Genomic DNA, 22,253 nt, shown 5'->3' with positions numbered 1-22,253 from the left:
CTTTGCTTGCGCTCATGCAAAATTGGTAACTGGTTACTGGTTACTGGTCACTGTCTTCACTGGTCACTCTCTTACAAACTTTGCTACCGACGGAAACCGCCGGGTCGCAAGTTTGCGCTGGTCACTGATAACTGTTCACTGTAAATGCGATCGCTTTCGTAGGGGCGGGTTCCGGCCAAATTTATCTATTCCCAGAACCAATTTACATAAACCCGCCCCCCCTCTACGTCTATTGGAAATCCTTTGACAAAATTTATCATCTATGCTATATTTATATCATGGGAAAATGTGCGCGCCTATAAACTAAAGTTTGGGTTAGGGGATTCACCACCAAGGCACTAAGGCACTAAGGTTTTTTTGGGGATTCACCACGAAGACACGAAGACACAACAATTAATCTTGAAAAAACTTCGCAGCAGCTTTCCCTGAAGCTAATGCGGTTTCTATCTGGCTTTCCCCACACCAATCTCCGCAACAAACTAAAGGTAAAGGAAGAGTTGTGGTTAAGCAAGGAACAGTTAAGGGTTTCCGACAGAAGGCATATTTCCAGCGATGAACCTGCATCCATTCGGGTTTCCCTAACGATAAATAATCAGTTGCAACATTTAACAGCATTTCCCCGACGGGTTGTAAGTCAGTGGCATCTAGATAATCTTCTGCAAACTTAGCCGAACTTTGAACAACCAAAACCGTTTGTTTGGGGTTATCTCGTTTACTGCTATCCAAACTCACCCAAGCAATAGTTTCATTTTCGGGAAACGTTATCGCTTTCCAGGGAGGAGTAGGGGTGAACTCATATCCCGCCATGACGGTAATACAAGCATTATATTCCACAGAACGAACCTGTTCAACAAAATTCGCAGGAAGTTCAGCCGTTAGCGGTTCTAACAATAATAATGCTTGCGGGGCTGGGATGGCTAAAATAACGGCTTTGGCTTCGACTTCTTCGGGGTTTTCCGTTGCAGTCGGGTGAGTCACTTCTAAAGAAAGATACCAAGTTTTATTCAAAGTTGGGGTTAATCTTTCCACACGACGGTTAAACCAAATATCCAAACCAACAGCCAGTTCTTTCCCGACAGTATTCATCCCGTTGGGGGCTATATATAAAGGTTGAGTTTGTTGGGGTTGGAGTTGGTTCTCTTTGAATACATCAATTTTATCCATCCACAGTTGTAAAACATTTGTGGCGGTTAACTGTTCAATTAAATTTTGAGTTTGTTTCCCCGTCGCTTCCAAATACCGTACACCATGATCTATGGGAATATCTGAAACTCGACGAGTTGCACAACGCCCACCCACTCCGCGAGACTTTTCTAACACAATAACAGAATAACCCGCTTGTTTTAAGTCTTGGGCGGCTATTAACCCTGCAAACCCAGCACCAATGATTGCAATATCAAATACAGTTGTCATTTTGAGTTTCACCCTGAATCATTAGAATATCTTCAACCTCAACTTTAGACATAAGCAATCAAATTCCCACAAATAATCACAGCAACCCAGAGTAGAAGTGAAACCATTGCAATCAGTTGTACCCTCCCAGGCGGCTTAATATTACGGTTCCATTGTAGAACAGAAGGATAACACTGCCAATGAAAAATTATCGCATTGATCCCCGTTCCTAAAATCAAGATCAATTTTAACCGAAAAACAGGATTTAAAGCGATCGCAGGCGCATCCGTTGCAAACAGCAAAAAACCAGACAGAACCACAACCCCAAAACCCGCATAAGACACAGGTAAAAGATGCTGTGCGAGATCTGTTACCAATAAATGACGAGAAACTCCCAACAATCTCAAATCAAACAGCGCCACAGACCCCACTAACAAGGTTATCCCTAAAATATGCACCACTTCTATCATCGGATAAGTCCAAACCCATTGGTTAACAATCTCAACCAAAGCACTATTTTTCAACTGGACTAACCACTCGGTCTCTATTGCTAATTCCATCAACGCAATTCTACCGTTTTTTCATCGATAATGATTCGTTCTGCTCTAAGTTCACGACTTTCAGATTGATGAGGATATCCAACTAATTCTACCGTTTCCCCCACTTTCAGATCGCTTTGGGGTAATCCCCGATTTTGCATTCGAGACGGTGGAGCGAGTACAGCCCGCCAAACTTGATTATTCGATGCTTCCACTTCAATCACAACATGAGGATTTTCATAACCCATACTGCGAATTGTTCCAGTTACATTTAAGGTTTCCTGTTGATTATATTCGCTCCAACCATGATGAGCATATCCTTTAGGAGAAGCAACAACAGTGATCATTGTCGTCAATGTTGCCCCCATCAAGAATGTCATTATGACTGGTCTGAGTTTGCGGTGTTGCATTGAATTAATCTCCTCTCAATCACTATAATTTTTAACTGAGTTTATTGCCATTCTCCTTTTTCTTCGAGGATAACGGTTTCTCCTTGTAAAATTCTCAGGTGTCCTTCTGTTGAAATGATATACTTGTACTCTCCATTTTCAAAAATATATCCTACAAACCGAGAAGGTGTCACCTCATCTGCCCCTATTGTATGATGACTTCTCCCCATCAGGTTTATTGAACTTCCCGTCTTTCTATCCGTGCCAATATATCTAATATGATCACAAACCACAACCCCTTGCGGGCATAATTGTTCAATCTCTATTCTAAAATTAGGAGTGATTAATACTTGTCCTTGGGCGAGAACGGGGAATTGCCAATTCCAAGCGAAAACAGTTATTGACATACTCCCCGCAATAAATTAGCGGGGATTCTAAGCTCAAACAACAGTTGCAGGAAAAGCCTGTCTTACACCATCTAACTTAAGAGTTGATGCCCCAACCCTCTTAATATTTAAAGAAGCGTTTTCGTCTCGTCCGTTAATCTTTAGACAGTTCGGACAACGCCATTCTCTAACCGCTAATTCCAGTTTTTCAAGAACGTGACCACAGTGAAAACAAGTCTTACTTGAGGGATACCACTGGTCGATAAAGACGATTAATTTCCCTTTCTTAGTAGCAACCCATTCAAGTATTTCCATGAATTCACCGAAGGCTAAATCACCTATCTTTCGTCCCCAAAGTCTCTGCATTCCTTTGAGGTTTAAAGTCTCAAAGCAAAGAACATCAAACTGCAAAGTGAGTTGATGAGCTAACTTCCAGAACCAATCCCGGCGACGGTTTACAACTTTCTCGTGCTGGCGAGCGAGATGCTTTCTCGCTTTCTCCCAATTGTTAGAGCCTTTTCGCTTCTTAGAAAGATTTCGAGACGCTTTTTTAACATCGTTGAAAGCTTGTTTTAAAAACTGTGGTGACTGGATGGAGAAGCCTTCAGAACAGGTGAGAAACGTTTTTAATCCGAAATCAAATCCAGCTATTTTACCTGTCGAAACAGATGAAGAACAAGGAAGAACGGATTCACTTATCTGTTGGCAGCCAAGATCTGTGCGACCCACAGACAACTTAATCCGTTTTTCGATTTCATATCCGTTTTTAGTCTCTGATTTGACTTCTGGTTTGTTGCTGTTATCAACAACTACTACTAAAAACATCTCACCCAAAGGTGTTCTCTTAATCGTTACAGTCTTAACTTTCCCTTCGATGGGCTGAGAATTCCAAAACTGATAGACTTTACTACCTATCTTGATTTTGTTGCCACTGAAAAATTTGTATCCAGCTTGTTTTAGAGTGAATGATTTGTACTTCTTAACCTTCTTGAAATTAGGCGGTCTAACTCCTTTCTTGTTGTGTTTGAAGAACATTTGGTAGGCTTTTTCAATGCGCTGACAAATATCTTGAACAGCTTGAGAACCTACTAATTGCCAAAACTTGTTACGTTTTCTTAATTTGGAAATATGCTTTTGAAGATCTGCACAGTTTAAGTGTTTACCCCAAATCCGGTAGTACCGTTTATGCAAGGCAATACAATGATTATAGATAACTCCTGCTGCATTGATAGCGAGCTTGAGATATCTATTTCGCTTGTGTTGGTAGAGCTTGAACTTAAGTGTCTTCATAGTTTTATGATGATAACATGAACTGTAGGCTATATCTTTTTTTCCGATAACTCAGCATTCTTAGATTGAGTCAACTTGGGAGATGTTATCACTTCTGACTATAACTTAACGAAATTAGCGATCGCCACTGCCAACCTATTCTCTAATTTCAACTCAGTTTTCTTCTCAACTTCGATAGTATCTATAAACCCATCCGGGTAAATTCCCTGAGATTTTATAAAAACCGAGAAACCGTCATTAAAAGTTAGCCGTGAAATCATTATCTTTATTAAAACTCAGAAGAATTGAACAGTTGCAGGCTGACAATTTTCCAGGGGGGAATTTTAGGAAAGTTGGGAGAATCTATCCCTTCTTCTAACAGGTTCACCGAATTGGCGATCGCTAATCCCAAAGCATTCTCTAATTTTAACTCCGTTTCCTCACCCCAACTCTCATAACATCTTAAAATCCACTGCTGGGAATTCTGTTCGGCTTGTTTGAATGCCATCAAGATTAAAGCGTCAGTTCCTAAGTTCAGAAAACTTTGACTTCCCAACCCTTGTTCTGAAAATTGACAATCTTCTAAACTCAAAACTTGCACTTGTAACGGTTGATTTAACTGATAACCATACTGGGTAACTTTCGCCGTTTTCCAATTTCCAGAATGAGGATAAATCCCATAAGTAAACTGATGAGTTCCTAAATCGGCTTCCGGGTCAGGCCAGGTTGAACCGCGTAATAAGGTTAAGCGAATTTGATCGGGTTGAAAATCATAGCCATACTTACAGTCATTCAACAGACTCACCCCATAATTCTCATCCCCTAAATCAACCCAATTCATCGCCGGAATTTCCCATTTTGCTTTCTCTGTTTCTGTTTGGGGTTTTGTCGGACGTTGCATCACTCCACAGGGGATTTCACAATTAGCCCTATCAACCGTTATTGTTAACGGAAATGCCGCTTTTACTAACACATGACGCTCTTGCCAATTGACTTTTGTCTCAATTTTTAAGATGGGGGAATCGGCTTCTAAAACATAATCTTGGATAAATTCGGAGTTTCGCCAAACTCGAATCACTTGTAATCGCTGTTGAATCTCTCCTTGTTCTTTCCAAGTTATTGATTTTAATTGGGGAGGTTCTAAGGGATATTGCTTGTAGTTTGGATCGATATTCCACCCGTCCCAATACTGACCAGAATCCCCAAAAAACTGTAAGTCGTTCCCGCCCATTTCTGCTAAGACTTTTCTGCGGTTTTTCTTATCCCAAATTTGGCTAATTTTTCCCGTATCCTCAGCTATTTCGACTTTTAGCCATTCGTTTTCTAACACCCAATTTTTGGGATAATTAATATTAAGATTGACAAAATTCTGTATCAATGGGATACTTGTGGTAAAGTTAGCGGAAGCGTCTGCCTGTAAGGGGGATTTTGAGGCTTCTATCAACGAATTATCAGGGGTTTCAGCCATTTCTCGGCTCAACCAAAACACCCGAAAACCCACCGATGGCACATCAGTTGCCAAAAACCGCAATTTTCCCTCCCCAATTTGACACCGCAAAGCCTTTCCAGCAGTATCATACAGCTTCCAAACGCCGGGAGAAGATAAGGAAAGTTCTACCACTTGGGAACATGACCCATTGAGACTATTCCAAACGAGAATAGGATAACAACCGGGTTGGGGAGGAGGAGGGAGGGGAGTCGAAGTTGCGATCGCCATGATTGCCCGTTCTCGAAGCTGTTCTGCGGTGTTGTAAGCCTCCTGCCAAGCTTGATTAGCATCTTGGTAAACTTCAGGAATGCTAGAACCGGGAAGGATATCGTGAAATTGGTTAAATAAAACCTGCTTCCAAGCCGCTTCTAACTGGGTTTTAGGATAAACCGCAGTTGTCTGTAACGTTGCCACAGCAGACCACAACTCCGCTTGATAGAGCAAATTCTCACAGCGACGGTTCCAGCGCTTTTGGTCAGCATGAGTCGTGTAACAACCGCGATGAAACTCCAAATACAACTCATCCCGCCAAACGGGAAGTTCTCCAGACTGTTGAGAGATGTCCGTTAAATAATCAATAGCCTGAGAAAAGGATAATTTCGGGAAAAAGGGAGAACCTTCCCAGTGCCCGGCGACTTCCAACATATCTCGTGTCGGTCCTCCGCCATGATCGCCCACTCCCGGCAACCACAACGCTGTTTTTAACCCCGTTTGAGTTTGCCATTCTGCGGCATAAGTCGCCATTTTAATCGGGTCAATGGCTTCTCCAATTAAAGCCGACATATAGCTAACAATTTCCGTACCATCGGGAGATTGCCAGTTAAATAAACCGTAGGGAAATTGAGTCGTATCATTCCATCGCAATTTTTGCGTCACGAAATATTCAACTCCCCCTTGTTTCAACAATTGGGGAAGTTGCCAACAAAAGCCAAAACTATCAGGTAGCCAAGCAATGGGGGAAACTTGACCAAATTTTTCTTGGGTGTAAAGTTGACCATAGAGGAGTTGACGGGCGATAGATTCTCCACTAATGATATTCAGTTCGGGTTCTACCCATAACCCGGCTGCAATTTCCCAATGTTTGTTTTTAACTTGCTGTTGAATTTGGGAAAATATATCAGGATGATGAGTTTCTATCCAAGCATATAAGGCGGGGGAAGAATGGGTAAAGATTAAGTTGGGGAAATCTTGTTGTAGGGATAATACAGATTTAAAGGTATTTTCGGCAGCTTTCCAGGTATCAGCGACAGGCCACAACCAAGCCAAGTCTAGATGGGCGTGTCCGAGTAGGGCGATTTTTGAGTTAAAGTTGGGGAGGTTAGTGGAAATATAATGAATTAGGGTTTGTCGAACAGCAATCAGAGAGTTGTTGAATTTTTCGGGATGTTCGGGTAACGCGAACCAGTCTATTTTATTAAGAGTTGCGGTTAAAACGTTTAAGGCTTCTTGGCGGGTATTAATAAAAGAGGGGGGTTGGGGAATTTGAATCAAAAATACTTCTAATTCATCGGCGAGAAAACCGGGGTCAACTTGATTTTCTGTTGAGGTTTCATAAACACAAACCGACTGAACTAAGGCTCCGTGATCATGTTTCGGACTAACTAACTGTAAACGAAGGGTAAATACATCTCCGGGTTTGACGGAGTTCGATAATAAAACCCTTGTCGAACAATCAAATAAGTCTCCGGTTTGGATGAGTTGATCGTTAACATAAATAGAGGCAACTTCCGCCCACCATTTTAAAACGAGTCGTAAACTAAACTCGGTTAACGGAAAATTGTTTAAAGTGGTGGGAACAATAATAGTTTGTTGTAACTCGATAACTTGTTGAGGCGGCCAAGCAATATGTTGACGTTCGTTTAACTCAACGGGGGAAATACTCCCATCGGGCTGACAAAAATTCCAACTTGTTTGAACATCCAGCCGCGTTAACTGACGCAGACGCTCAATTGTTGTGGAAATTTGAGATAAAGATGCTCCCAATGCGGTCATGGTTCGTTAAAATAAGAGCAGTATTTCCGTTAGACTCACTGACCCCAGTCTCGAATTTACCCAAATATAAAAATTCAACCCCATTTTAGAGATGTCCTCTCCTGCTTCTGGCCCGTTTAAAAGCCGTCTGTTGAACTTAATTGTCGAGAATTATCAGCAGTTTCTCGATAGCTGTGGTTTGACTTGGCGACAAGTTCAGTTTTCGACCAGTACAACTGTACAGACAGTGATGTACTCAGTTTACTCCCTGTTGGAGAGCCTGGTCAAAGGAAAGAAACGCCTTGGGTCTACTCAACAACCCCAATCACCGCAACTCAAGGAGGCGCAAGCCAGTCAAAAGCAGCTCGATGGAGTTGATCAGCCGATTATTGATATTGTGACCATTGCGATCGCACAAGTCAAGGGTTCACCTCGGTTAAAGGTTGATCCAAATTCAGTGCAAGCGATCGCCTGCCAAGTCAAAACGAAAAAATTAGTCTTAGTTGGGGCGGAGCAGCAAATTTTAGATGTGCTGTCCTGGAGAGAAAGGGTAAAACTTAGCCAATTGATTTCTCGGGAAGTTGCTGATCTTTCGAGTCTGAGAAAACGGGAAAAATCTCCTCAATCTTCACAACTGCAAACCCTGTTGTCGGGTGCAATGACAACGGCTCAGAAATATACAACCGCAATCACCCGCCAAACCGAAGAATTAGGAATTACCCTTGCTCAAGCCTGGAAAACCAGTGCCAGCGACTTAACGGTTTATACTGCGGAAAATCACTCTCTGCAAACCTCAGTTACCGCGAATTTCCATCAAGTGCAAGCGGTAATTTGGGCGGCGATTGACTATTTCTTTTTTAAAGATCATAATCAACAATTAAATTTACCCTCGCCACCGGAAAATTTGCTTGCAGGAAAACCCCAACCTCAAAAATTTATTCCCCCAACGGGAAAAATTCAACCCTTAACAACGTCTCAAACGGTTGTCAAAATTTTGAAGACAAAATCTCAAAATTTTTCAGAAAAAGGGTTGACAACCTCCCCGGCTTATGGTTTAATAATGAGTGATGCCTGCAAATATTTAGACACATCCTCAAAAAGCGATCGGCAAGAAGAATCTAACTGCGTGCAAACAGAAGCAAGAGCAGTGGGGTATGTGAAGCACCCGTTAGAGAGAGTGTTAGAATGGGTAGATCGAGTAATTTTCTGGGTAGAAGAAGCCGTAATTAAAGCCTGGGAATGGGTGAAGCAAAAATGGACAGCCCGTTAAATCGGGGAAAAAATGAGTCAAATTTTAAGATAGTATAAGAAAACTGTAGATTGTTGCATCGCAACCCATTTTGAAAATCGCCCTTTAGGAGAAATTGTCATGGAGACTCTAAAAGTCATTGTTTATATAGTGGTGTCCTTTTTTGTGTTGCTGTTTATCTTTGGATTTTTGTCGAACGACCCCGCCCGCAACCCCAAACGGAAAGACTTGGAGTAAGAGAAGGAAATCCGGGTTGTAGACACGGTTAAGTGGTGTTGAATTTCAAAAGCTTTCGGAATTGCTCGACAGAGTAACCCCTCAACTGTGTTAAGATAACGAGCTTGAATGTCATTAGTCATCAGTCAATAGGCTTCATGGCTAATGGCATTCTTCTAGTGCAGTCCTTCACGCGGTTAAGCCCATAAATCCGGGCTGCTGCTGTGATTTTTGTTACTAAACTATGCCCTACCCGGTACCGCCGCCTGAACCACCTCCGCTTGTTCAAACCCTACCCGATTCAACCCTCAATCCTCTTCAGCCGCAGACTGTTTCAACTCCAATGCAGTTGTCTTCAGATGTTGTATCGCCTAAACAAATCCACAAAAATGAAACCGTAGCCTATCAACTCCCCAAACTTAAAGCACTAGAGCAAGAGTTGGCTTCTTTTTCTCCCTCCACCTCAGTATCGGCTGACTCCCTGGGGCCTGCTTTGTCTTTAGGTTTAACGAACTCTCAATTGACTCAACCCCAGATATTTTCCCCGTTGACAACTAAACCCTCTGGGGAAGCCGACTATCAGGTGGCCAAATCATTCAGCTTTTCAGACAATCAAAATCTGACAACAGATCGATTACTGTCACAAACCCCTTCTCAACCCAGCCCAGAAACCGTTCCAATTCCTGTCATTTTACCGACAGATCTGGTGGAAGTGACAGCAGACCGCCAGGAATTTGACCAACAACGGCAAATTATTACAACCGAAGGGAATGTGATGATCCGCTTTCAAAATACTTTAATTGATGCGGATAAAGCCCAAGTTAATCTCAATACTCGTCAGGTGGTCGCAAGCGGGAATGTCGCCCTAACGCGAGAAAACCAAGTGATTCGCGGCCAACGCATGGACTACAACTTGGTGAAAAGTACAGGAGTGATTAGCAATGCGAGTGGCGTGATCTCTCTTTCCGATCTCGGTCCGGGTTTAGCGGCTCAACCCTTACAAGAACAAGGCGTTGGACAAGCGGTGAGATCCCCGATTAGCGATCGCATCACTTCAGCCCAACCCGTGGAAAATGTGGCTCCCACAGAGGGGGCTGATGTTGAGGTGAGTGGTTTGTCCTTTCCCGACTTGCAAGGGGATGTCAACCGCCTGCGCTTTGAAGCGGAACGGATTGATATTCTCCCGAATGGGGAATGGGAAGCCCAAGATGTGCGAATTACAAACGATCCCTTTTCTCCGCCGGAACTGGAATTAAGGGCAGATACCGCTCGACTGCAACGCATCTCCCCCTTACAAGATGAAATCTTAACGACAGGTTCCCGCTTAGTTTTTGATCAAAAATTTAGTTTACCTTTGTTTCGCGATCGCACGGTGATTGATCGCCGCCAACGAGAACCCGCTCCCTTTTCGATTGGTTATGACCTCGATGATTTGGGGGGTTACTATGTAGAGTGGAATGTTAGTCCGGTGAGATTTGGTCCGATTGGCTTGGATATTTCTCCCCAATTTTTACTTCAAAGAGCGTTTGAGGAAGATCTTAATCCCTCCGATGGGGGCTTTTACGGCTTGCAAGCGGAATTGTCGGGGCCCCTTTCTCCTTACACCTTTTTTGATAGCCGCTTATCGATTACCAATTTTGAGGATTTTCCCGATCTCGAAGAAGATGAGTATCGTGCCAGTCTTCGGGTACGACAGTTAATTGGCGGTTATACTCTGACGGGGGAGTATAGCTATCGCGATCGGATTTTCAATGGGACATTAGGCTTCCGAACGATTCAACGCAGTGCGGGGGCGGTTTTAACCTCTCCAGAAATTTTACTGGGAGATTCTGGGGCGGTGTTTAGATTTCAAGGCGGCTTACAACAAATTGAAGCGAGAACGGATCGCTTGGATATTCTCAATCAACCGGGTCGGGACAATGATCGGATTACTCGTACTCGCTTTCAAGGACTAGCAACTTTAATTTATCCTCCAATTATTTGGCAGGGAAAAGCTTTACCTGCGACTCCCACGGAAGGATTAAAATACACGGCTAGACCTGTGGTTCCGTTTATTCGTTTGATTATGGTGGCTCAAGGTGTGACGAGTATTTACACTGAAGATGATTCCCAGTCCTATTTAAGTGGTACGGTTGGTTTGCAAGGGCAATTTGGTCATTTTTCCCGAGACTTTTTGGACTATACCGGATTTAATCTCCTTTATACTCAAGTGGCTCTTGATGGGCAATCACCGTTTTTGTTTGATCGTCGGGTGGATGAAAGTATTCTGACGTTTGGACTGGTTCAGCAAATTTATGGCGGTTTGCGGGCGGGTTTTGAGTATTCGATTAACCTGGAAAATGGTTTGGCGGTTGATAATGAGTTTTCTTTAGAATATAGTCGTCGGACTTATGGGGTTATTTTGCGGGTTAGTCCTGTGCGACGGGTGGGCAGTTTAAACCTGCGGATCAGTGACTTTAATTGGACGGGTGGCTCGGAACCGTTCTCGGGGATTAAAGATTAACTCATTTTCTATCTTGCTTGTGCTAGTATTGCTTTGATTTGTTAAAAATTTGAGTGATTAACCGTTGATTTTTAATGAATTTTTATTGTGTTTGATGTTTCACTCGATCAGGCGGCGATCGCGGCGGCTTTGCTGAATCACTATAGTTTTGACTTGGGGGACTATTCCAGCGAACAAATGATTGATCGATGGGCGGAGAACTATGAGTATTATTGGATTTATCTGGCGGTTATTGAGGCTCTCTATCAGGGTCGCTACAAATCGATTTCGGTTGCACAAATTTTATCGATTTGGCAACGTCGAGGCAAGCCCATTTATCATTTTAATCTAGAGTTTGAACAGTTAATTAGTCATAATTTACCCGAGACTGCGATTTTACGTCAGCGAGAAGCTACCCTAGAATTATCTGTTGAATCAGAATATTCTCAGCTTGAAAATACAGACAATTCCTCGCAGATGCAGCAATTAAAGCCGATAGAACCTCTGATTAAGCCTAAATTTTATTCAACCAAACCTCCTGTCACTTCTGCTTCCATTCATACAGATTTTATGTTAAAGTTGAAGAGGATTTTAGAAAATAGTCAAAAAATACTTCCTCCTGCAAGTTCTCCTCCATCGAGTTAAATTTTACGAGAATCAAGTTGATTCTGAACGACGCCGCAATACGTTTAATAAGGTGTTCATTTCTTCGGGAATAGGGGCTGTTGCTTCGATCCAGTCTTCTGTAACCGGATGTTGTAATTTTAGCTTCCACGCATGAAGGGCTTGACCGGATAAGTTGACCCCAATTGATCGTCTATTGCTGTATTCTGGATCGCCGACAATCGGATGTCCGATAAAGTTTGAATGAACGCGAATTTGATGGGTTCTTCCGGTTTCTAGGGTAAATAAAACTAAGGTATAGTTTCCTAAACGTTCTTGAATTTTCCAATGGGTAATCGCATTTCTTCCCCCTTTTTCAACGGGAACAACTGCCATTTTTTTGCGATCAACAGAGTGTCGCCCGAGGGGTTGTTCTATGGTTCCAAATTCTGTTTTGGGCGAACCATAAACGACACCTAAATATTGACGTTGGGCGGTTTTTGCTTTAATTTGTTGTTGGAGATGTTGCAGCGCAAAATCGGTTTTTGCCACAACTATTGCACCTGTGGTATCTTTATCTAAACGATGGACAATTCCCGGACGTTCAACCCCTCCAATTCCAGCGAGGGTCTGACAATGGGCGAGTAAGGCATTAACGAGAGTATCATTACTGTGTCCGGCGGAAGGATGAACGACTAAACCTGCGGGTTTGTTAATTATAATCAGGTGTTCATCTTCGTATAAAATATCAAGAGGAATGTCAACAGCTTCCAATTCTAACGGGACGTTGGGAGGAATTTTGACTTCTATAGAATCTCCGGTTTTTAGGGTTAACTTTTTGGACGTACAAACCTGTTGGTTAACGGTCACATGACCTTGGGAAATTAAGTCTTGAATGCGCGATCGCGAGAGGGTTTCTAGGTTTTCGGATAACCAACGATCTAAGCGTTGATTTGGTTGCTCTAAACGGCTTTGTTCAGATACACTTAGAGTTATTATGCTTTCACTGTTCATTTTGGTGATTTGAATGAGAGTTCGGTGAGATCTCTACCTTTTGTTCAAGGGTAATATTCCAGGTTTCCAATGTCGTTCCTACGACTTGATTTAATTCGGTAATAGAATTGAGATAATCTATTTTAGCATTAAGTTCGTTATTTCTCGCCCGTCCCAAATCTTCTTGAAACCGAACTAAATCAACAATTGAGTTATTTCCTACTCCGAGTCTAACTTTTTCTTCTTCATTGCGAAACTGTTCTTCAGCCAGTTGAGCTGCTCTTTGAGCGAGTTGAACTTTTCTTAAGTTATCATTGACATCTCTAATTTTATTTTGAACTTCAATTTCAATTTGCTGAAATTCCTCATTCAGATTATTTTCAGCCTGTAATACATTAACTCGACTTCGCTGAAAATCTCGTTCGATATTGCGAGCGCCCAACGTTTTTCTCAGTTCAATTCCCGCTCGAGCTTCGGTTCTATCTTCAAGAATATCTGGTGCTAAATTCCGACTAATATCTGTGCTGAAATCAATATTCCAACGTCGGTTATTTTCCGCGATTTGCAGTTCAAAATTGGAACGTTCTAAATCAAGCTTTGATTTTAAATAATCCGGTCTATTTTCTAAAGCAAGTTGTTGAATAACATCAAAATCAAGAAATTGAGATTCAATCGATGTTACTTCTTCAACTGCAACAATATTTAAGTTCTGATCAATATCAATAACTTCAAGTAATGCTAGTCGTTGTTGTTGAAGATTATTTTCGGCATCTAATACACTAATTTCTTGATTCGCAACCCGAGTTTGTACGGGAACTAAATCGACTCTGGCTTGACGACCCGCATCGATTAAAATTTGAGTATTTTCGACTTGTTGTTGAGCAATTTCTAAAGAGTTTTGTTCGATTTTTAGTTGTTCTTGAGCTTGAATGAGACGTCTATAGGCTAAAATTGCTTCTGTAATTTGAGTAATTAATGTTGATTTTAAGTCCAGTAAATGAATAGTCTCATCAATGCGAGCAATTTTAATCGAAGCTTGATTGAGATCAATTCCTCCTCCTCTTAATAAAGGTTGTCTAAAAGAAAGTTCTAAATTTTGTCTAAAAATATTATTATTTTGATCACTTAAACCATCTCCACTGCGGTTTTCTCGTTGACCTTCCCAACCCAAATTTAATTCGCCTCCTGTGGGAATGGTCATTTCTAACTGTGCGGATAACACTAAACCACTGGTTGTATTGGTTGTTCCGCCTTGCTCTATATTTTGCCAATCTAAAGCAATTCTTGGCGTAAAATCTGGTCTAAATTTATCTTCTGCAACGGCTAAATCTTGTTGTTGAACAATGCGTTCTAGATATTGATTTTTAATGATACGATTATTTTCTAAGGCTAAAAAGATTACATCTGGCAATTCAAGTTCAACTGAAGCAGGTAGAGATGGGGATAAACTGGGTTGAGGTTCTAGGTTGATTTCGGGTTTGGTTTGAGTTTTTTGAAATTTTTCTGTTTCTATTTTTGCTCTAAATTCTGTCAAGTAAATAGGGGAGTTAAAATTCAATTGTGTTTCTATTTCCTGTTCTATTTTTGCGGATTCTATCGGAGGAATATTGTTTTTTAAACTCTGAGAATCACCGAAATTTATCTCGTGATTTTGCTCGTCATTAAATTGAGGAGTGGGCGTGAATTTTTCCCGATTGAGAGTAGAACGTGTAGGCTGAGGTAAAATCTCTCCCATTACTGCTTTATTTTCAACAGGTTGAGGAATTTTAAAGGTTGGGGTTGGGGAGGGTTGAGGTTCAACGGGGGGAGTTTGTGTTAATAATTGCGGTGGAGTTTCCTGTAGAACTTCTGAGGGCGATCGCACAGCATTAGCATTAGAAAATCGCCATCCGAGTAGGAAAGTAACCCCTAAACTTGCAACTCCAGCAAGAATTAAACCCAGTTTATTTTTCCCAGACGTTGGAGACTGAGAAACAGAATTTTCCGAGGAGTGATCAGGAGATAAAGACATAGAAACTGACGAGTAATGTCATCAACAAATAAATGAGTTTTAGTTATTGTCCTTTTAACGCTTTCACCGGATCAAGCTGACTCGCTCGTAACGCTGGGAAAAATCCCGCTCCGACACCGACTAACACCGCAGAAGATAAAGCGAGTGCTGCACTGCGACTCTCAAAAGTGTAGGGGAACTCAAAGCGTTGGGCGACAATTACGGTTAATCCATGTACCGTCAAAATTGCGATGCTTCCCCCAACCAAACTTAAGATAGCCGCTTCTAGGACAAACTGCAACATGATATCGTTTTGGGTGGCTCCAATGGCTCGTCGTAAGCCGATTTCGGGGGTTCGTTCAATCACGGCTGCAATGGTAATATTGGCAATTCCCACCCCGCCGACTAACAGTGAAATTGCTCCAACGACTAACAATGCAGTTGAGACTGATTCAAGGGTTTTTTTCTGTTCTAAAATATCATCTACAGTATTCCAAGACCAAAATTTAGAGCCGGGATAACGCTGTTCTAAAAGTTTTAGACCCTGTTCCTCTAAAGATTGTAAATCTTCAAGTCTTTGAGGACGTATCGAAATTGAGCTAATCGTATTATTTCCAGTAATTGTACTGTGAAACGCCGTCGTAATATAAATAGTTCCGGTCGGTTCCTCATCACTTGCAGTTGGAATAATGCCTATTATACTATAAGGTCGATATTCAATATAAATATTTTGACCGAGAGGATTTTTGCCTTGAAAAAGTTGTTCAGCTAGGTATTGATCGATAATGATAACAGGTCGATATTGTTCAAAATCTGTAGATGTAAAAGAACGTCCAGCAACCAATCGTTGACCTATTGTCTCTAGATAGTTGAGCGTTACTGCTCTCATTCCAGGTGTGGCTTCTTGATCTTGAAAGACGACTTGAGATGAACGCATCCAATTTATACCACTAATTGCTTGTACTCCTCTTAAACGTCGTTGTAAAAACTCCAGATCTTCTAAGTTGAACGATACTCTTTGACGAGTAATACGGTTCCACTGAGGAGTAAAACCAACTTGAGGAGCGTCTCTTTCTGCGAGTTGTTGAACGATAACAGCTTGACTAATATTACGAACTTGTAGGGTTGCACTCACCGCAGCAACTCCCATAAAAACCCCAATGATTGATAAGCCGGAACGCACGGGGTTTCCGAGAAGTGACTGACAACTTAAACCCATTAAATTAAAAGGAGATAGACTCATTTTTGAATAGATATTATAGGATAATTATCGACGTCTGCGGTTGCGTCGAGGACTACTTTGAGGATTACTGTCAGTGGGAGTAGAAGAAGCTTCTGTAATCGGTATTCCGGGTTCTAAGGGCGTATCAGGAGAGGGTGAAATGACGCGATCACCTGCTTCTAAACCGGATGTAACTTCAACTTGAATTAACCCTTCTAATCCTAACGTAATGGCTTGTTTTTGTGCGGTATTATTAGAATCTATTATCCAAACATAGGGAGATTGTCCGTCACGTTGAATTAATTCGGTGTTTAATACGACTACATTATTGCGTTCTTCTAATACAATTTCTACACTAACTGCGCTTCCAGGAATTAATGTTTTCGTGGGTTTATCGAGTTGAATGGTTGCAGGAACCGTAGCTTGACCTGATGATTCATTATTATTACTCGAGGGACTACGAGCTTGTAAACCGATGCTTTGAACTCGTCCAGTGAAGGTTTCTGTGTTAGGGCCTATGACACTAATTCGAGCCAGTTGATTGGGTTTGACTTGAGCGGCATCGAGAGTAGAAAGTTGCAGTTGAATTAGTTCTTGATTGGGATCGCCTAATGTCATTAATTCATCACTGCGGTTAACGCCATCTCCTGGTTTAACGTTAATATTCAGAATAACGCCATCAATAGGAGCGGTAACAATATTATTTTCTAAAGTTAGGGTTTCTTCTTGATATTCTATTTTGATACGCTCAAGATCACTTTGACTTTGTTTCAATTCAGACTGAGCTTCTTGGAGGTTTATTTCAGCTTCAAAAATTGTACTACTATCAACACTAGCCTGAATTTCCACTTCTCTAACTTGGGCAGTTTCTAACTCGATTTTGGAATTTTTTAACTCAAGTTCAGCATCTCTTAATGAGGCTTTACTTTCACGAACAGTTTGTTTTTGGCGATCAGTTTCTTGTTGAGCAATGAAGCCTCGTTCTAACAGTTTTTCTGAGTTTTCGAGTTCTGCTTCTGCGGCTTCTAAATTCGCTTTTGCTTCTTCTAGTTTCTGACGATTTCGATTAATTTGTGCTTGTATTTTGTCGATTTCTAAGTTTTGAATGGCTTGTTTAGAGGCTAATTCTTCTTGATAATCTTCCACATCTTCTTCATAGTCCGCTTGAGCAATTCTTAGCTTTTTTTCAGCTTCTTCTATTTTTTCTCGATTGCGTTCAACTAATATTTCCTGTTTCTGAATTTCTAATTGTTTTTTATTTAAGATTGTCTCTCGTTGAGGATTTCTTAAAATCATTAATTCTTGACCTGATGAAATTCGGTCTCCCTGTTTAATTAACACCCGATCAACGGCTCCTTCTTCGGGTGATTTAATCGTTCGTTGTCCCCCTAATTCAACTGTTCCGCCTGCACTAATTTTATTTTCAACATTGTCTAATTCAACCTCAACTAACTCAGCAGTTGTTGGAGTCAAGGGTCGATTTTTTATCCAATCATAACCCCAAACTCCACCTAAGCTGACACTGGCTAAAATAAACGCTCCGGTTAGCCAGCGCATTCCCACTTGATAGGCTTTTTTAGCTTGATAATCTAGGCTAGACACAATCAACTGAAAGCTTTAAACTTGACGGAAAAATACGCAACATCATTGATGATCTCCCTCCAGTTTAACGTGGTTTTTGAGAATCTATCTACCTTCGACAGAGGGGAGACAATGCGGTAAAATCTGACACAGATGAACCACCTCTCCAATAACGGCGATCGCAGGCGCTTCAAATCCTGTGGTTTCTACTTGTTGTACAATTGTATCTAACTGTCCGATTAATTCTTCTTGTTCGGGTCGAGTTCCCCAACGAATTAAGGCGATCGGTGTTTCTGGAGTTCGACCTGCGGCGATCAATTCTGAGGTAATATGAGTTAAATTATGAACGCCCATATAAATTACAAGCGTTTCTGAACCAACGGCTATCGCTTTCCAGTTGACTTCCGGTCGATATTTTCCCGCAGCTTCGTGACCCGTTACAAAGGTCACAGATGAACTATAATTGCGGTGTGTCAGTGGAATTCCGGCATAGGCGGGTGCTGCAATTCCAGACGTTACACCGGGAACCACTTCCACAGGAATTCCCATTTTAACTAAGTCTTCCATTTCTTCGCCACCTCGTCCAAAGACAAAGGGATCACCGCCTTTTAGCCGCACAATGATCGCGTGTTCTTTGGCTTTTTCGATTAAAATTTGAGTAATTTCATCTTGCTTTTTTGAGTGTCGTCCCCGTCGTTTTCCAGCGTGAATGTGTTCAGCTTCAGGGTTAATCATGTCCAGAATAGGCGGACTCACTAAAGCATCATAAACGACAACATCTGCACATTGCAGTAGTCCTTTCCCTTTTAAGGTGATTAACCCGGGATCTCCCGGCCCAGCACCCACTAAATACACTTTACCATACTGTTGACTGACTTTATTTTCTACAATATTCTGACTCATACTTTCCTCATGTTAATCAGCAATTTACTGATTCTCTTGGTTCTATTAATATAAACTCTCGGTTAACCTATTATACTCAGTTCTTTCTCAAATGGTGAGCTACCGTTCAAAAACCGGGTTTCTCTGAAAAACTGAGTTTTTATCTTTTCTGGAGGTAGGGTGCATCAAACCGTAGTTCTTGTTTGCTGAATAAAATGCAAGATATTTGATGCACCCTACAATTGTTTTTAATATTAATAATTTGTAGCGCACATTATAGCCTTTTTCATTCAGACGAGGTGCAGTGAACTTTAGGGGTGCAAGGCTTACAACCTGCTGCCTATACCTTGCTCAAGTCGGAAACGCTATAAGCTAATTAAAGCTTCGACTAATCTATTATAATCTGAATGGGTATTATAAACCTGAGCCGAAATTCTCAGTAATTTTTGAGGCTGATTGTCCCAAGGAATTACCGGAACTTCAATTTTAAATTGTTGCCAAAGTTTTTCTTGTAGCTGAGGAATTAACTGTATTTTATCTGGTAAGATAATCGTTGCCATTGAACCGATTATTTTTTCTGGACAAGGGAGGGCAATGTCTAATTGATCACTCAACATTTTTCGCGCCTCAATCACCATTTTATGATTATATTGCATCAATTCTAACCATCCACCCGGTAGCAATGATCCCATAAATTTGATCGCTTCAGGAATACAAAAATAAGCCGTCGGATCGTGGGTTCCCATCCAATCAAATTCGAGTTGAAACCGAGAACGATCTGTGCGGGGAGAGTTCGCACCATGACTAATGGTTAGAGGACGAATGGCGGCTTGTTTATCGGGTTTAACGTATAAAAAAGCAGCTCCTTTGGGTGCAGATAGCCATTTATGACAGTTTCCACTATAATAAGTCGCATTAATTTCTTGTAAGTTCAAGGGTAACATTCCCGGAGCATGAGCGCCATCAATGAGGCTTTCTATTCCCTGTGTATTGAGTTCTTGAATTAAACGTTTCAGAGGAAAGATTAAACCCGTTTGACTGCTGATATGATCGATTAAAACGAGTTTGGTGCGTGGGGTAATTTGTGTTAAAATAGAATTAATAATCTCATCCGATGAATTGATCGGAAAGGGAATATTAGCAACAACCACTTTCGCCCCCCAACGTTCAGCGACAAAATTTAAAGCGTTGCGACAGGCGTTATACTCGTGGTTGGTGGTTAGCAGTTCATCTTCTGGGGAAAAAGACAGCGATCGCAGTACACTATTAATACCCGTTGTGGCGTTGGGAACAAAGACCAATTCTTCTGCTGTAGCCCCTACAAATTCAGCTAACTGATGACGCGCCTCATCGACTAAAGACTCCCATTCCCGCACAAAAAAATGCACGGGTTGACGTTCTAGCTGTTCTCGCAGTTGGGTTTGTAGCTGTAAAACCGGAGTGGGACAAGCTCCAAAGGAACCATGATTAAGAAAGGTTACATCTGCATCGAGTAACCAATACTTCCGGTAGTCTGAGGTTTGAAGTTCTAAACTCAGCGTTTTGTCCTTCATGCCTCACCTTTTTTCCTTTGTTCAAACTCCCCGGGTAGGATTCGAACCTACGACCAATCGGTTAACAGCCGACCGCTCTACCACTGAGCTACCGAGGATCGCTCTAAAAATTTATTTTAGTCACAGTTATTTATAGTAACCCACTGCACCCAAAAAAGTCAAGCACTATTTAAATATTTTTTTTGAGGTTTAGGGCTTGAGTCCCATGCGTAACATGGCTAGACGTTTCTGAGACTCTACATCGAGAGAATTCGCCAGAAAACGACTAGAAGACTGTTTATTGGACTTGTGACGGCGTTGGCGACAACGAGCGGTAGATTCGACATCGTGAGCCAATTGCAAGGCTGACATCCATTCAGCCCCGTAACCGATAACAGTTAGTTGATGCGCTCTATCTGAAGTTGCAACGATCAACCGCCGTCTAGACAAGCGAAGTTGATGAGCCATAGAAGCACAGATTTTTTCAATATAACTGTCTGCGGTTTGACCATAACCCGTGTAGTGAACGGATAAGTTCCGAGTTATGCTTTCGATAACGCTAGGGGTATTTTGATAGTGAGCATCAAAGACGACCCGAGCATCAAGTCCTTCAAAAGCACTGTAGTTGACTAATGTCTCTACAAGTGTGCGACGAGCTTCTTCCATTCCTTCCCCTTCTTGCTTTTTTTGCAATTGGGGCCAGACTCCGATCATGTTGTAGCCATCAACTAACAGGATAGCCTTAGATAAAAGACGTGGCATGGCTTAGGACTCTGATACTTTTGCATCAACCTGTACAGTGTACTGCTATAAATAGCGGTGACATTTTTTTCTTAACACATTATTACATGAGCAGGAAAGAATAACAAAAAAATAAAAAGAGTTCAGAAGTTCAGGAGTTCAAAAGACTGCCTGTAAGAGGGCGGGTTTATGTTGATTGTTTGGGGGAAGACATACATCTAGGTGGAACCCGCCCCGACAAAGCTGTTGACGGGTTACTCTTATTTGAGATGTTGCATCAAACGCTGCTTGAGGGGTTCAGGATCACCTTGAGCGACAACTCGTCCACCTGAGAGTAAAAAAGCACCGTCGCTGTAGTCGAGTTCATTGAGGCGATGGGTTACCCATAAGGCTGTAATTCCTCGACTTTTAACCAAAGAACGGACTTGACTGACGAGATCAAGTTGACTGTCCGGGTCAAGCAGGGCTGTTGGTTCATCAAACAGTAACACTTCACATTGTCTGGCTAAAGCGCCTGCGATCGCAATGCGCTGTTTTTGACCGCCACTGAGGGCATAAATTGGCCTTCGCTGCAACGCTTCTAACTTGACTGCTGAGAGTGCATCAGCGACTCGTTGACGAATTTCAGTTAAAGACAGTTGGTCTTCGACTAAGCCAAACGCCACATCAGCCCCCACACTCGGCATTACCAGTTGATGGTCAGGGTTTTGGAAAACAAAGCCAACTCGCCCGTTAATCGTCATTTCCCCAGAATGGGAGGTGAGTAAACCCGCCAACAGACGCAACAGCGTTGACTTCCCACTGCCGTTTGTCCCCAATAGCATCCAGAATTCGCCTTGGGGAACAGCTAGAGAACAAGACTTCAACACCTGAGCGCCTGTCGGCCAACTATAGCAAAGGTTACGAACCGTAATAGCAGGGATCGGAACATTTACAGAGTCTGAGGGTTTCATTGTCCAAGCATTGCAAAGCCGGGCGCTCTACCTGTGTTGGATGCTGTTTTTTGGGAAATTTGCACGGCTGAAATTTCGCTACTGACAATAGAAATCTTTTTGTCTGGAATCTTATCACAAGTCAGTTCAATCACTTGGGGCTGACTAGCCTGCATCCCATCAATCACTCTTTGATAAGTGGCTTGAGCATCTTCGAGGGACTTCTGCTCTACAGATAAGGGGATGGGCGTGAACTTAACAATAATATCAATCGAGAACATGGGGCCTAAAAAAATTGCAGAATTGGAACTTCATCAATTCAGTATAGTATTTCATTCTCCGTTTATCAGGGAACAGGGAACAGGGAACAGGGAACAGGGGTTAGGGGTTAGGGG

Annotated in this window: 19 protein-coding genes and 1 tRNA gene; 4 read left to right on the top strand and 16 right to left on the bottom strand. The window is 42.0% G+C overall.

The window, feature by feature from the left end; translation table 11 throughout:
- Positions 1 to 393: 393 nt before the first annotated feature.
- From WN50_RS12415 to WN50_RS12390, 6 genes are all read right to left on the bottom strand, one after another.
- The gene (locus tag WN50_RS12415) at positions 394 to 1,413 is read right to left on the bottom strand and encodes an NAD(P)/FAD-dependent oxidoreductase (RefSeq protein ID WP_046277090.1); all 1,020 of its coding nucleotides are present in this window, start codon (positions 1,411 to 1,413) and stop codon (positions 394 to 396) included.
- A gap of 44 nt (positions 1,414 to 1,457) precedes the next feature.
- Positions 1,458 to 1,952 carry a hypothetical protein gene (locus WN50_RS12410; RefSeq protein WP_046277089.1) on the bottom strand — a complete coding sequence of 165 codons (495 nt, stop codon included), beginning with the start codon at positions 1,950 to 1,952 and terminating at the stop codon, positions 1,458 to 1,460.
- Positions 1,952 to 2,341, bottom strand: a complete 390-nt coding sequence (locus WN50_RS12405; protein WP_082172424.1) for a DUF6152 family protein — start codon at positions 2,339 to 2,341, stop codon at positions 1,952 to 1,954. Before WN50_RS12405 ends, WN50_RS12410 begins: the two co-directional genes overlap by 1 nt.
- 41 nt (positions 2,342 to 2,382) lie before the next feature.
- A complete protein-coding gene (locus tag WN50_RS12400) occupies positions 2,383 to 2,727 on the bottom strand; it encodes a hypothetical protein (RefSeq protein ID WP_046277087.1) in 345 nt (114 codons plus the stop codon).
- A gap of 33 nt (positions 2,728 to 2,760) precedes the next feature.
- Positions 2,761 to 3,996 (bottom strand): RNA-guided endonuclease InsQ/TnpB family protein, encoded by a 1,236-nt coding sequence (locus WN50_RS12395; RefSeq protein WP_049559263.1) that lies wholly within the window; start codon positions 3,994 to 3,996, stop codon positions 2,761 to 2,763.
- Between the two features lie 268 nt (positions 3,997 to 4,264).
- The gene (locus WN50_RS12390) at positions 4,265 to 7,456 is read right to left on the bottom strand and encodes an alpha-mannosidase (RefSeq protein WP_049559260.1); all 3,192 of its coding nucleotides are present in this window, start codon (positions 7,454 to 7,456) and stop codon (positions 4,265 to 4,267) included.
- A 91-nt stretch (positions 7,457 to 7,547) separates the two neighbouring features.
- Between WN50_RS12390 and WN50_RS12385 the strand changes: the two genes are divergently transcribed.
- The 4 genes from WN50_RS12385 to WN50_RS30920 all read left to right on the top strand — a co-directional run bounded on the left by WN50_RS12385 (position 7,548) and on the right by WN50_RS30920 (position 12,027).
- Positions 7,548 to 8,705, top strand: coding sequence for a hypothetical protein (locus WN50_RS12385; RefSeq protein ID WP_046279260.1), 1,158 nt, complete (start codon positions 7,548 to 7,550; stop codon positions 8,703 to 8,705).
- 99 nt (positions 8,706 to 8,804) lie between these two features.
- Positions 8,805 to 8,921 (top strand): photosystem II reaction center protein I, encoded by a 117-nt coding sequence (locus WN50_RS32175; protein WP_072075578.1) that lies wholly within the window; start codon positions 8,805 to 8,807, stop codon positions 8,919 to 8,921.
- A 322-nt stretch (positions 8,922 to 9,243) separates the two neighbouring features.
- Positions 9,244 to 11,403 carry a DUF3769 domain-containing protein gene (locus tag WN50_RS12380; RefSeq protein ID WP_235440938.1) on the top strand — a complete coding sequence of 720 codons (2,160 nt, stop codon included), beginning with the start codon at positions 9,244 to 9,246 and terminating at the stop codon, positions 11,401 to 11,403.
- An 87-nt stretch (positions 11,404 to 11,490) separates the two neighbouring features.
- The gene (locus WN50_RS30920; RefSeq protein ID WP_053221502.1) at positions 11,491 to 12,027 is read left to right on the top strand and encodes a hypothetical protein; all 537 of its coding nucleotides are present in this window, start codon (positions 11,491 to 11,493) and stop codon (positions 12,025 to 12,027) included.
- A gap of 12 nt (positions 12,028 to 12,039) precedes the next feature.
- Here the strand turns inward: WN50_RS30920 and WN50_RS12370 are convergent, their stop codons facing one another.
- The 10 genes from WN50_RS12370 to WN50_RS12325 all read right to left on the bottom strand — a co-directional run bounded on the left by WN50_RS12370 (position 12,040) and on the right by WN50_RS12325 (position 22,139).
- Positions 12,040 to 12,999 carry an RluA family pseudouridine synthase gene (locus WN50_RS12370; RefSeq protein WP_046279257.1) on the bottom strand — a complete coding sequence of 320 codons (960 nt, stop codon included), beginning with the start codon at positions 12,997 to 12,999 and terminating at the stop codon, positions 12,040 to 12,042.
- The gene (locus WN50_RS12365) at positions 12,989 to 14,989 is read right to left on the bottom strand and encodes a TolC family protein (RefSeq protein WP_053221501.1); all 2,001 of its coding nucleotides are present in this window, start codon (positions 14,987 to 14,989) and stop codon (positions 12,989 to 12,991) included. Before WN50_RS12365 ends, WN50_RS12370 begins: the two co-directional genes overlap by 11 nt.
- Positions 14,990 to 15,032: 43 nt before the next feature.
- The gene (locus tag WN50_RS12360; RefSeq protein WP_046279256.1) at positions 15,033 to 16,211 is read right to left on the bottom strand and encodes an ABC transporter permease; all 1,179 of its coding nucleotides are present in this window, start codon (positions 16,209 to 16,211) and stop codon (positions 15,033 to 15,035) included.
- 24 nt (positions 16,212 to 16,235) lie between these two features.
- Positions 16,236 to 17,792 (bottom strand): efflux RND transporter periplasmic adaptor subunit, encoded by a 1,557-nt coding sequence (locus WN50_RS12355; protein WP_046279255.1) that lies wholly within the window; start codon positions 17,790 to 17,792, stop codon positions 16,236 to 16,238.
- An 84-nt stretch (positions 17,793 to 17,876) separates the two neighbouring features.
- Positions 17,877 to 18,674 carry a uroporphyrinogen-III C-methyltransferase gene (gene cobA / locus WN50_RS12350; protein WP_046279254.1) on the bottom strand — a complete coding sequence of 266 codons (798 nt, stop codon included), beginning with the start codon at positions 18,672 to 18,674 and terminating at the stop codon, positions 17,877 to 17,879.
- A gap of 344 nt (positions 18,675 to 19,018) precedes the next feature.
- Positions 19,019 to 20,206 carry an aminotransferase class V-fold PLP-dependent enzyme gene (locus WN50_RS12345; protein WP_046279253.1) on the bottom strand — a complete coding sequence of 396 codons (1,188 nt, stop codon included), beginning with the start codon at positions 20,204 to 20,206 and terminating at the stop codon, positions 19,019 to 19,021.
- A gap of 26 nt (positions 20,207 to 20,232) precedes the next feature.
- A tRNA-Asn gene (locus WN50_RS12340) sits at positions 20,233 to 20,304 on the bottom strand.
- Between the two features lie 91 nt (positions 20,305 to 20,395).
- Entirely contained in the window at positions 20,396 to 20,947 is a 552-nt protein-coding gene (locus WN50_RS12335) for an NYN domain-containing protein (protein WP_046279252.1), read from the bottom strand.
- A 239-nt stretch (positions 20,948 to 21,186) separates the two neighbouring features.
- Entirely contained in the window at positions 21,187 to 21,879 is a 693-nt protein-coding gene (locus tag WN50_RS12330) for an energy-coupling factor ABC transporter ATP-binding protein (RefSeq protein ID WP_046279251.1), read from the bottom strand.
- Positions 21,876 to 22,139 (bottom strand): UPF0367 protein family, encoded by a 264-nt coding sequence (locus WN50_RS12325; RefSeq protein ID WP_046279250.1) that lies wholly within the window; start codon positions 22,137 to 22,139, stop codon positions 21,876 to 21,878. The genes WN50_RS12330 and WN50_RS12325 overlap by 4 nt, the downstream gene beginning before the upstream one ends.
- Between the last annotated feature and the right edge of the window lie 114 nt (positions 22,140 to 22,253).

The sequence above is a fragment of the Limnoraphis robusta CS-951 genome (assembly GCF_000972705.2).
This window is presented reverse-complemented; position numbering and strand designations above follow the sequence as displayed.